This is a genomic window from Ramlibacter sp., from assembly GCF_035706265.1.
Taxonomy (GTDB): domain Bacteria; phylum Pseudomonadota; class Gammaproteobacteria; order Burkholderiales; family Burkholderiaceae_C; genus Ramlibacter.
In genome coordinates this window covers 1-10,722 of record NZ_DASSVG010000665.1, presented here as the reverse complement: position 1 = coordinate 10,722, position 10,722 = coordinate 1, and the positions used below count along the sequence as shown (strand labels likewise).

11 protein-coding genes and 1 pseudogene are annotated in these 10,722 nt (G+C 69.9%); 9 read left to right on the top strand and 3 right to left on the bottom strand.

Features of this window, described 5'->3' with window-relative positions; translation table 11 throughout:
• Both VFM98_RS23865 and VFM98_RS23860 read left to right on the top strand, forming a co-directional pair.
• Positions 1-633, top strand: a pseudogene (locus VFM98_RS23865) (DSD1 family PLP-dependent enzyme); the annotation flags it as partial.
• A 27-nt stretch (positions 634-660) separates the two neighbouring features.
• Positions 661-1,095, top strand: a complete 435-nt coding sequence (locus VFM98_RS23860) for a LysR substrate-binding domain-containing protein (protein ID WP_325112385.1) — start codon at positions 661-663, stop codon at positions 1,093-1,095.
• A gap of 18 nt (positions 1,096-1,113) precedes the next feature.
• On the opposite strand, the gene VFM98_RS23855 is transcribed toward VFM98_RS23860, so the two are convergent.
• Positions 1,114-1,674 carry a ProQ/FINO family protein gene (locus VFM98_RS23855; RefSeq protein ID WP_325112384.1) on the bottom strand — a complete coding sequence of 187 codons (561 nt, stop codon included), beginning with the start codon at positions 1,672-1,674 and terminating at the stop codon, positions 1,114-1,116.
• Between the two features lie 205 nt (positions 1,675-1,879).
• Between VFM98_RS23855 and VFM98_RS23850 the strand changes: the two genes are divergently transcribed.
• Positions 1,880-2,788, top strand: a complete 909-nt coding sequence (locus VFM98_RS23850; protein WP_325112383.1) for an amino acid ABC transporter substrate-binding protein — start codon at positions 1,880-1,882, stop codon at positions 2,786-2,788.
• An 89-nt stretch (positions 2,789-2,877) separates the two neighbouring features.
• On the opposite strand, the gene VFM98_RS23845 is transcribed toward VFM98_RS23850, so the two are convergent.
• The gene (locus VFM98_RS23845; protein WP_325112382.1) at positions 2,878-4,311 is read right to left on the bottom strand and encodes a PAS domain-containing protein; all 1,434 of its coding nucleotides are present in this window, start codon (positions 4,309-4,311) and stop codon (positions 2,878-2,880) included.
• A gap of 117 nt (positions 4,312-4,428) precedes the next feature.
• Between VFM98_RS23845 and VFM98_RS23840 the strand changes: the two genes are divergently transcribed.
• The 6 genes from VFM98_RS23840 (at position 4,429) to VFM98_RS23815 (ending at position 9,418) form a co-directional block, all read left to right on the top strand.
• Positions 4,429-4,773, top strand: a complete 345-nt coding sequence (locus VFM98_RS23840; protein WP_325112381.1) for an HU family DNA-binding protein — start codon at positions 4,429-4,431, stop codon at positions 4,771-4,773.
• 115 nt (positions 4,774-4,888) lie between these two features.
• Entirely contained in the window at positions 4,889-5,269 is a 381-nt protein-coding gene (locus VFM98_RS23835; protein WP_325112380.1) for a hypothetical protein, read from the top strand.
• 76 nt (positions 5,270-5,345) lie between these two features.
• Positions 5,346-6,221 carry a glutathione-dependent disulfide-bond oxidoreductase gene (gene yghU, locus VFM98_RS23830; RefSeq protein WP_325112379.1) on the top strand — a complete coding sequence of 292 codons (876 nt, stop codon included), beginning with the start codon at positions 5,346-5,348 and terminating at the stop codon, positions 6,219-6,221.
• A complete protein-coding gene (locus VFM98_RS23825; RefSeq protein WP_325112378.1) occupies positions 6,218-6,850 on the top strand; it encodes a glutathione S-transferase in 633 nt (210 codons plus the stop codon). The genes yghU and VFM98_RS23825 overlap by 4 nt, the downstream gene beginning before the upstream one ends.
• Before the next feature lie 57 nt (positions 6,851-6,907).
• Positions 6,908-8,071, top strand: coding sequence for an acyl-CoA dehydrogenase family protein (locus tag VFM98_RS23820; protein ID WP_325112377.1), 1,164 nt, complete (start codon positions 6,908-6,910; stop codon positions 8,069-8,071).
• Between the two features lie 75 nt (positions 8,072-8,146).
• Positions 8,147-9,418: a TIGR03862 family flavoprotein gene (locus VFM98_RS23815; protein ID WP_325112376.1), complete on the top strand. Its 1,272-nt coding sequence runs from the start codon at positions 8,147-8,149 to the stop codon at positions 9,416-9,418.
• Here the strand turns inward: VFM98_RS23815 and VFM98_RS23810 are convergent.
• Positions 9,415-10,722: AMP-binding protein (locus VFM98_RS23810; RefSeq protein ID WP_325112375.1), on the bottom strand; the 1,308-nt coding region annotated here is incomplete at its 5' end. The genes VFM98_RS23815 and VFM98_RS23810 overlap by 4 nt on opposite strands.

The following is a 10,722-nucleotide window of genomic DNA, read 5'->3' as shown; positions in this document are numbered from 1 at the left end:
GCACGGCAGATCACCGCCAGCGCGGGCCTGCGCTTCGCCGGCCTGCAGTGCTACCACGGCCCGGCCCAGCACCTGCGCACGCGCCGCGAGCGCCTGGCCGCCATCGCGGCCGCGGCCGAAGCCGCAGCACGCACGCGCCGTGCGATCGAGGCCGGCGGCATCGCCGTCGAGCGCATCACCGGCGGCGGCACAGGCACCTTCGTGCATGAGCGCGACAGCGGCATCTTCAACGAGATCCAGGCCGGCTCCTACGCCTTCATGGACCGTGATTACGGCGACAACGCGCGCGACGAGGGCGACGTGACCTTCGAGCACGCACTGTTCGTGCGCACCGCCGTGATGAGCCGCGCCAGCGGCGAGCGCGCCATCGTCGATGCGGGCCTGAAGGCTTCGGCGGTGGATTCGGGCATGCCCGCGGTGTGGGGCCGGCCCGAGCTGGCCTACGTGACGGCGGCGGACGAGCATGGCGTGCTGTCCACGCCGTTGCCGGATTCGCCGGCCCTGGGCGACGTGCTGATGCTCGTTCCCGGCCACTGCGACCCCACCGTGAACCTGTACGACGAGCTCGTATGCTTCCGCGGCGAGCGCGTGGAGGCCGTGTGGCCGATCGCCGCGCGCGGTGCCCTGCTGTGATGCCGCAGCTCCATCCCGTAACACCAGATCGCACCCAATTCGCGCTTCCTGTGCGCGTCGCCGGACTACCTGGCCCGGCGCGGCGTCCCGTCGGAACCGCAGGACCTGGCCGGACACGATTGCATCGTGCTGCGCGAAAACGACGAAGACGTGACGCTCTGGCGCTTCCGGCGCAAGCGCAGCGAGGTTGCCGTTCGCGTGCCGGCGACCCTGAGCAGCAACGACGGCGAGGTGGCGCGCCAGTGGGCCCTGGCCGGCAAGGGCATCGTCATGCGCTCGGAATGGGACGTCGCCGAAAGCCTGCGCAGCGGGCGCCTCGTGCGCCTGTTGCCGGAGTGGGAACTGCCCGACGCCGACGTCGTCGCGCTGGTGGCGAGCCGGGCCGGCATGTCGGCCCGCGTCAAGTTGTTCCTCTCGTTCCTGCAGGCGCGCTTCAAGCCGCTGCCGCCCTGGCGGCGCTGAGGCCTTCGGCCAACGCGCTCAAGCGAGCAACCTCTTCGCCTCCCTCGGATCCAGCCCATACATCTCGGCGAATTCGGCCACCGTCTTGCCGCTCGCCTGGAAGGCGTTCTGGAGTGCTTCGCGGCGGGCTGCGCGTTGCGCAACGATGGACAAGGCCTCCTCCAGCATCGAGTGCACGTTGTCATCGTGGGAGGTGAAGCGCTCGCGGTAGCCTTCGCGGCCCAGACCGGAGGATTCGATCGCGGCCGCCAGTTGTGCGACGGCGCGCTGGCGCGCCTGCTCCGGCGCCTTGGCGCTGCGGCGCTTGTAAAGCTCCAGGATGGCGTGGTGCACGTGCTCCGGCGCCACCGGCTCCACCGGCTTGCCCTGCAGGTCGTGGCGGGGCAAGCCGGAGGCCACGGCCTCGATGTAGCGCGTGGAGCGCGTGTGCAGGCCGAGCGCCACCTTGAGATCGGCGGCGGGCAAGGCCTCCGGATGCGCGGCCACGAGGTCCTCGAACACGCCCAGCTTCAGAGGCAGGAAGCGGGCACCGAACAGGCGCGGGTACAGCTCGAAGAGTTTCTGCAACAGGGGGTGCACGGGCCGGGGCGCCTTGCGCTGGGCCGCCCGGGCGGACGGGGAGGGGGTGCTGACGGTCGTGTCTTGGGTCATGGTCTGTTGTGGAGGGGAGTGCGGATTTCACAGCCAGTGCATCCCCGCGGCGGAATGATCCAGTCTGGCGCTTAGACTCAGGGTTTTCCCGGAGTCGCTCCGGACCGATCCTCTCATTTTCTCCGCAGTGCCCATGTTCCCCTTCCGCCTTCGCCCGCTGCCGCTGGCCGCGTGCGCCGCGTTCGTCTTCGCTTCGTCCTCCCATGCCCAGGCGCCCGCCGACACGCTGGCCCGCATCAAGGAAACCCGGGCGATCACGCTGGGGGTGCGGGAAGCCGCCCGCCCGTTCTCGTATCTCGACGAGCAGAAGCAGCCCGTGGGCTACTCGGTCGACCTGTGCCTGGCCGCGGTCGAGGAAATCAAGCGCACGCTCAAGCTGCCGGAACTGGCGGTGAAGTACAAGGTGGTCTCCGGTGCCGAACGCATCCCGAAGCTCGAGGCCGGCGAGATCGACCTCGAGTGCGGGTCGACCACCAACACCAAGGCGCGCCAGGAGAAGGTGGACTTCAGCTACACCATCTTCGTGGCGGGCATCCGCGTGCTCGTTCCCAAGGGCACGAAAGTCGAATCGGTGAAGGATCTCGGTGGCCTGCCGGTGGCGCTGAGCAAGGGCACCACGTCGGAAAAGCTCTTCACGCAGCTCAATGCGAGCGAGGTGAAGATGCAGCTGACCACCTTCGCGAGCAACGGCGAGGCGTACCAGGCCTTGAAGGAGGGCAGGGTGCGCGCCTTTCCGCAGGACGATTCGCTGCTGCTGGGCCTGGCGTCGCATGACAATGCGCTGGACCGTCTGGCCTTGAGCAGCGCGGTGCTGTCGGTGGAGCCGTACGCCATCATGCTGCGCAAGGGCGACACCGCCCTGGGCGCCGTGGTGGACCGCACGCTGTCGCGGCTCTACACCGGCGGGGAGATCAACGCGATGTACCGCAAGTGGTTCACCACCGACCGCATGAACATCCAGATGAGCCGCCTCACGCGCGACAGCTTCACCCGCCCGAACAAGGAAGCGGGCGTGGCGATGCTCCTGGGTTACTCGCTCTGACGCCGTAGCACCGGCGGCGCACGCAGGCGTGCCGCCGTCCGGGCCCGCCGTCGTGTTCGCGCGCCGAAACTGCGCGCGCCTCGTGCAGTTCATCGCTCCTGGGCGAAGTTCTCGCTGCGCGCCTCGGACAGGCGATCCAGCGCCTGCTGCAACTCGTGCGTCCGCTCGTCCACCCGCTGCTCCAGCTTCGCGTTGAGGTCCGCCAGCGCGGCCTGCGCCGATTTCTGGTCGTCGATGTCGGTCATCGTGCCGACCCAGCGCTCGTCGTCGGAGTCGCCGGTGCAGACGGCCCGGGCGAGGTGCCAGCGCCACATCCCGTCGTAGCGGCGGAAGCGGAATTCCGCGCTGAAGTCGTCCCCGGTCGAAACCGACGCCTGCCACTGGTCCAGGGTGCGGGGACGGTCGTCCGGGTGGATCGGCGTGATCCATCCATGATCGAGCAGCTTCCCGGTGCGCAGGCCCGTGTACTCCAGCATGCGCTGGTTGACCCAATCCACGCCGCCATCCTGGCGGGCGGTCCACACGTGCGCGGGCAAGGCCTGCGCCAGGGCGCGGAAGCGGGCCTCGCTGCGCCGCATCGTGACCTCCGCGGCCCGCCGGCGGTCGATGTCGATCAGCACGCCGGGGAAGCGCGCAGGCTGGCCTGCATCATCGAGTTCCACGTGGCCATTGGCCTCGATCCAGCGCCAGCCGCCGTCCAGGCGCGGCACGCGGTATTCGGCACTGTAGGGACCGCCCTTCTGCATGGCAGCGGCCAGCAGCCGGTTGACCCTGTCCACGTCGTCCCGGTGGATGGACTGCTTCACGTCCTGCAGGCGCATGCCTTTCTGCAGCGCCTCCGGGTCGATCGCGAAGGTGCGCGCAAACCGCTCGTCGGCGGTGAAGTGGTCGGCCTTCACGTCCCACACCCACGTTCCGAGCACCGCTCCGGTGTTCAGGGCGAGCGCGATGCGTTCCGACGCCTGGCGCAGGCGCGCCTCGCTGTCGGCCAGCCGCTGCGCGCCCAGCACGCGCTCCGTCGTCTCGCTCACGATGCACAGCACGCCCGCCGGGTCGCCGTCGCCGTCGCGAACGACGGAGTAGGAGATGTCGAAGTACACCGTCTCGAGGAAGCCGCGCCGGTCGATCTGGAACCGGCGGTCCCTGGCTGCCACCGTGGTGCCCGTGTCCAGCACCGAGTGCAGCAGGGGGCCGAGATCGTCCCAGAGTTCGGCCCACCCTTCGGCGGCCGGCCGGCCCAGGGCGGACGGGTGCTTGTTTCCGATGGTCGGCGCGTAGGCGTCGTTGTAGAACGCCAGCAGTTCGGGGCCCCAGAAGAGGACGGTCTGGGCCTGGGAAGCAAGCACCGTATCGAGGACGATCCGCAGGCTCACCGGCCAGCTCCCGATCGGGCCGAGCGAAGTGCCGGCCCAGGGATGATTGCGGATGCGCTGCGCCATTTCGCCGGGCGCACGCAACCACTGCGCCGGCGGATGCGCGCCGATTGCGCCGCCGGGCGTCACTGGATCATCACTTGGCTGCATGGGATGCCGGAGTGCGCCTCGGTTCAGGAACGGATCAGCCGAGCATGCTTGGGCTTGGCGGGTCGCACGGTCAGCGATGGGAGGACGCGCCTGTAGGCTTCTTCTTACGTTTGCAGGATGACAAATGGCCGAGCCCCGGCTGGCTTACACTCTGCGCCTCTCAACCAGACCCGACAGATGAACAAGTCCGAACTCGTGAAGTCCCTGGCCGATGCCACCGAACAATCCCAAGCCGCCGCCACGAGGAGTCTGGACGCCCTCATCGGAATCGTGAGCGAGGAGCTCGCGAAAGGCGGCGAGGTGGTGATCCCCGGCTTCGGCACCTTCAAGACCGCGGAACGTGCCGAGCGTTCCGGGCGCAATCCGCAGACCGGCGAAGCGATCACGATCGCGGCAGCGACGGCCGTGAAGTTCGTGCCCGGCGCCTCCCTGAAGGCAGCCGTCAACACCAAGGGCAGCTGAAGCCCGCGCGCCGGGCAGGCGCTGTCCGCGCAGGCAATGTGGCGCGGCCAGGCTGGCGTCCAGAGCCGGTCTGGCCTAAAGTGGCTTTTCCTTCACTGCCCCGAGGAACTGCCACATGCCCACTCGCACTGCATCGGTGAACAAGAGGATCGCGGCCAACGGCCAGGCGCTGCATCGCGCGATGATGCGCCGGATGGAAGCCGGTGGGCAGGAGCCCTCCCAAGCCGAGGCCGCCCTGATCGAGGAGCGCCAATCGCTCAAGGAGGAGCGCGAGAGGCGCAAGGCCCAGGCGACGCAGCCCCGGCCCAGTGCCCTCGAGCGGCTGGTGCGAACCCACCATCCCGAGGCGAAGGAGAAGCCGCACGCGAGCAAGGAAGCGCGCGACAGCGGCGAGACCAAGAAGCCCAAGGCGCGCAGGACGCGGGCCGAGAAGCACGCGCAGAAGGCCGAGGCGCTCGAGGCCGCGCGCAGGTCGCCGAAGAAGCCCGCGAAGTAGGGCGGGTGCTGCGCGAGGGGGCGCCGGGGCCGGCCGCGGCTGCCTATACTGGCCGGCCGTTCCACCCGCCGCTCCCATGACCGAGCCTGCCTACACCCCTCCCGCCGTCTGGACCTGGAACAAGGAAAGCGGCGGCAAGTTCGCCAGCATCAACCGGCCGGTGGCCGGTGCCACGCACGAAAAGGAACTGCCGGTCGGGCGCCACCCGCTGCAGCTGTATTCGCTCGGCACGCCCAATGGCGTGAAGGTGACCGTGATGCTCGAGGAGCTGCTGGCACTCGGGCACGCAGGGGCCGAATACGACGCCTGGCTGATTCCGATCAACGAGGGCGCGCAGTTCGGCAGCGGCTTCGTGGCCGTCAATCCCAATTCCAAGATCCCGGCGATGGTGGACCGCAGCGGCGCGCAGCCGGTGCGCATCTTCGAATCCGGCGCGATCCTGCTGTATCTGGCCGAGAAGTTCGGCGCCTTCCTGCCAAGCGAGGGCGCCGCGCGCGCGGAGTGCCTGTCGTGGCTGTTCTGGCAGGTCGGCAGCGCACCCTTCCTGGGCGGCGGCTTCGGGCACTTCTATGCCTATGCGCCGAGCAAGATCGAATACGCCATCGACCGCTACGCGATGGAAGTGAAGCGCCAGCTCGACGTGCTGGACCGGCGGCTGGCCGAATCGCGCTACCTGGCCGGCGACGCGTACACCATCGCGGACATGGCGATCTGGCCCTGGTACGGCGCGCTCGCCAAGGGCCAGCTCTATGGGGCGGGCGAGTTCCTGCAGGTGCAGGAGTACCGCCACGTGCTGCGCTGGACCGACGAGATCGCGCAGCGGCCGGGCGCGCGCCGCGGGCGCATGGTCAACCGCACCTGGGGCGACCCGGCGAGCCAACTGCACGAGCGGCACGAGGCGAGCGACTTCGACACCCGCACGCAGGACAAGCTGGGCGGGGCCGGCGCATGATCACGCTCTACGACTGCGCCACCGCGCCGAGCCCGCGCCGTGCCCGCATCCTGCTGGCCGAAAAAGGCATCCGCCACGAGACGGTGAACATCGACCTGCGCAGCGGCGAGCAACTGGGCGAGGCCTACCGCCGCATCAACCCGCTGTGCACGGTGCCGGCCTTGCGCACGGAGGAGGGTGTGGTGCTGAGCGACAACGCGGCGATCACCGCCTACCTGGAGGCGCTGCAGCCCGATCCGCCGCTCCTGGGCGTGACTGCGCTGGAGAAGGCCGAGATCGCCAGCTGGAACTGGCGCGCCGAATTCGAGGGCCTGCTCGCCGTCGCGGAGGCCTTGCGCAACGGCTCGCCGGCGATGGCCAACCGCGCCCTGCCCGGGCCGCGGGACTACCCGCAGATTCCCGAGCTGGCGCAGCGCGGGCTGGCGCGCGTGCACGATTTCTTCGCCACCCTGGAGGCGCGCCTGCAGGATCGCACCTTCCTCGCCACCGGGCGCTTCAGCGTCGCCGACATCACGGCGGCCGTGGCCGTGGACTTCGCCCGCGTGGTGAAGGTCAAGCCGGGGGAGCAACATCCGAACCTGCTGCGCTGGCGCGCGGGGCTGGCGCAGCGGCCGTCGATGGCGCTGTAGCTGCTGGACCGAGAGTGGCTGCGATCCGGCCGCAACAGGCCTGAGGAGGAACACGCCATGGACTTCAGCCTGACTTCGGAGCAGGAGCAGATCCGCGACGCGATCGAGAAGGCCTGCGCGCCGTTCGACGCCGACTACTGGCTGCACAAGGACCGCGTCGGCGGCTTCCCCGACGACTTCCACCGCGCGCTGGCCGAGTCCGGCTGGCTGGGCATCGCGATGCCGCAGGAGTACGGCGGCGCCGGCCTCGGCATCAGCGAGGCGGCCCTGATGATGCATACGATCTCGGCCACCGGGGCAGGGCTGTCCGGTGCCTCCGCGGTGCACATGAACATCTTCGGCCTGCACCCGGTGGTGGTGTTCGGGACCGCCGAACAGAAGCAGCGCTGGCTGCCGCCGCTGATCGCAGGCAAGGACCGCGCGTGCTTCGGCGTGACCGAACCCAACACCGGCCTGAACACGCTGAAGCTCAAAACCCGCGCCGTGCGCCAGGGCGACCACTACGTGGTGCACGGGCAGAAGGTCTGGATCAGCACGGCGCAGGTGGCCAACAAGATCCTGCTGCTGGCGCGCACCACCCCGGTGGAGGAGTGCCAGGGCACCGAAGGCCTGAGCCTGTTCTACACCGACCTGGACCGCTCCACGATCGAGGTGCGCGAGATCGAGAAGCTCGGGCGCAAATGCGTGGATTCCAACCAGGTCTTCATCGACGGGCTGCGCATCCCGGTGGAGGACCGCGTGGGCGAGGAAGGCAAGGGCTTCAGCTACATCCTGCATGGCCTCAACCCGGAACGTATCCTGATCGCCTCCGAGGCGGTGGGCCTGGGCCGCGCGGCGCTGAAGCGCGCCGCGCTCTACGCCGGCGAGCGGGAGGTGTTCGGCCGTGCGATCGGCCAGAACCAGGCGATCCAGCATCCGCTGGCGAAATCCTGGATCGAACTCGAGGCGGCCGACCTGATGGTGCAGAAGGCCGCCTGGCTGTACGACCAGGGCAAGCCCTGCGCCGCCGAAGCGAACAGCGCGAAGTTCCTCGCCGCCGAGGCCTGCTATCGCGCCTGCGAGAACGCGATCTTCACCCATGGTGGCATGGGCTATGCCAAGGAGTACCACGTGGAGCGCTACCTGCGCGAAGCGTGGATCCCGCGCCTGGCGCCCGTGAGCCCGCAGCTGATCCTGTGCTTCATCGCGGAGAAGGTGCTCGGCCTGCCCAAGTCCTACTGACGTCGGAGTGTCCCGCCAGGCCGCAGGCAGCAGCCACTTGCCGCGCGTGAAGTCCGGCCGCGAGACAATCGCCCCGTGACTTCTTCTTCCTTGCGCGCCGCCGTGATCGGCGGCGGACCGGCCGGCCTGATGGCGGCCGAAGTGCTGGCCGGGGAGGGCGTGGCGGTCGACCTGTTCGATGCCATGCCTTCCGTGGGCCGCAAGTTCCTCCTCGCGGGCCGCGGCGGCCTGAATCTCACCCACTCGGAAGCGCCGGAATCCTTTCTCTCCCGCTATGGCGAGCGTGCCGGCGCGCTGCGGGAGGCGATCACGGCCTTCGGCGGCCAGGAGGTCCGGCGCTGGGCCGCGGGCCTGGGCATCGAGACCTTCGTGGGAACGTCCGCGCGCGTCTTCCCCACCGACATGAAGGCCGCGCCGCTGCTGCGCGCGTGGCTGCACCGGCTGCGGGGCGCCGGCGTGCGGCTGCACACCCGGCACCGCTGGCAAGGGTGGGATTCCGCGTCAGGCGAGCTCGTCTTCGAGGCACCGTCGGGGCGCGTCACCCATGCCGCGCAGGCGACCGTGCTGGCGCTGGGAGGGGCCAGCTGGCCGCGCCTGGGATCGGATGGCGCCTGGGTGCCGTTGCTGGCTGCGCGCGGCGTGGCGATCGCGCCGCTGCAACCGGCCAACTGCGGATTCGACGTGGCGCCCACGCGCGCCGATCGCTCAGGGTGGAGCGAGCACCTGCGGCAACGGTATGCGGGCCAGCCCGTGAAGCCCGTGGCCGCGCGCCTGGAGTCGCAGGCGCCCGGGGAGAGCCAGCAAGGCGAATTCGTGCTGACCGACACCGGCATCGAAGGCAGCCTGGTGTACGCCTTCTCGCATCCCCTGCGCGAGGCGATCGCCCGCGAGGGCCGTGCCACCTGGATCATCGACCTGCTGCCGCAGCACAGCCCCGAGCGCGTGCTGGCCGAAATCCGGCATCCCCGCGGCCCGCGCAGCCTGTCCACCCACCTCAAGAGCCGGCTCGGCATCGCCGGCCTGAAGATGGCCTTGCTGCACGAACTCCTGTCGCCGGAGCAGCTCCACGATCCCGAGCGTCTGGCGGCCGCCTTGAAGGCGCTGCCGCTGCAGCTGGTGCGGCCGCGGCCGATCGAGGAGGCGATCAGCACCGCGGGCGGCGTGCGCCTGGAAGCACTGGATGCGGGCGGCATGCTGCGCGCGCTGCCCGGTGTGTTCTGCGCCGGCGAGATGCTCGATTGGGAGGCGCCCACCGGCGGCTACCTGCTCACCGCGTGTTTCGCGACCGGCCGGGTCGCGGGGCAGGGCGCAGCGCGCTGGCTGCGCGCGCAGGGGCGAAGCGCCTAGCGCGCTGCTGGCCCGGGGCCCCCGGCGAGCTCCTGCTCGGTGAAGTCTTCCTCGAAGAATTCCATCGCGACGCGCTCGCCGCCGGAGCGCCGCTGCGCTTCCTGCGTGCGCAGCTCGACCCGCCGGATCTTGCCGGAGATGGTCTTCGGCAGCTCGGCGAACTCGATGCGCCGCACGCGCTTGAAGGGAGGCAGTTGCGCGCGCAGGAAGGCGAACAGCTCGCGCGCGCTGTCGCGTCCCGGCGTGTGCCCCGCGGCCAGCACCACGAAGGCCTTCGGCACCGCGAGGCGCACCGGGTCCGGGCTCGGCACCACGGCCGCTTCGGCGACCGCCGGATGTTCGATCAGCACGCTCTCCAGCTCGAACGGGCTGATGCGGTAGTCGGACGCCTTGAAGACGTCGTCCGAGCGGCCGATGTAGGTGATGTAGCCGTCGGCATCGCGGCTCGCGATGTCGCCTGTGTGGTAGGCGTCATCGCGCATCGCTTCGGCGGTGCGCTCGGGGCTGTCGATGTAGGCGTCCATCAGGCCGAGCGGCCGCGCAGCGAGCGGCAGGCAGATCTCGCCCTGGTCGGACGGCTTGCCATACGCATCGAGCAGCACGACTTCGTAGCCGGGCAGGGGCCGGCCCATCGAGCCGGGCTTGACCGGCTGGCCCGGCGAGTTGCCGACCTGCGCCGTCGTCTCGGTCTGGCCGTAGCCGTCGCGCAGCTCGAGGCCCCAGGCGGAGCGCACGCGCTCGATGATCTCCGGATTGAGCGGCTCGCCGGCGCCGATCACCTCGCGCAGGCGCAGCTTGCCGCGGTAGGCCGCGAGGTCCTCCTGGATCAGCATCCGCCAGACGGTCGGCGGTGCGCACAGCGAGGTGATGCCGCGCGTGGCCAGCACGTCGAGCAGTGCGGTGGCCTGGAAGCGCCGGTAGTTGAAGATGAAGATGCAGGCACCCGCGTTCCAGGGCGAGAAGAAGCAGCTCCACGCATGCTTGGCCCAGCCCGGCGAGGAGATGTTCAGGTGGATGTCGCCGGGCTTCAGCCCCAGCCAGTACATCGTGGAGAGGTGGCCGACCGGATAGCTCTGGTGCGAATGCAGCACCAGCTTGGGCTGCGCCGTCGTGCCGGAAGTGAAATACAGCAGCAGCGGATCGGTGGCGCGCGTGGGGCCATCCGGTTCGAAACGATCGGACTGCGACTCCGGCGCATAGGCAACGCAACCGCCCGCGGCAGCGCCCACGCTGATGCAGCGGCAGCGGTCGGCCACGAGCGCGAGCTTCTCCACGTTCGCGGCGCCGACGATCGCGAACTTCAC

Coding starts and splice junctions, on each gene's coding strand:
- VFM98_RS23840 (WP_325112381.1), top strand. CDS start 4,429: ATGACAAATGGCCGAGCCCCGGCTGGCTTACACTCTGCGCCTCTCAAC.
- VFM98_RS23825 (WP_325112378.1), top strand. CDS start 6,218: ATGATCACGCTCTACGACTGCGCCACCGCGCCGAGCCCGCGCCGTGCC.
- VFM98_RS23835 (WP_325112380.1), top strand. CDS start 4,889: ATGCCCACTCGCACTGCATCGGTGAACAAGAGGATCGCGGCCAACGGC.
- VFM98_RS23820 (WP_325112377.1), top strand. CDS start 6,908: ATGGACTTCAGCCTGACTTCGGAGCAGGAGCAGATCCGCGACGCGATC.
- VFM98_RS23845 (WP_325112382.1), bottom strand. CDS start 4,311: ATGCAGCCAAGTGATGATCCAGTGACGCCCGGCGGCGCAATCGGCGCG.
- yghU (WP_325112379.1), top strand. CDS start 5,346: ATGACCGAGCCTGCCTACACCCCTCCCGCCGTCTGGACCTGGAACAAG.
- VFM98_RS23850 (WP_325112383.1), top strand. CDS start 1,880: ATGTTCCCCTTCCGCCTTCGCCCGCTGCCGCTGGCCGCGTGCGCCGCG.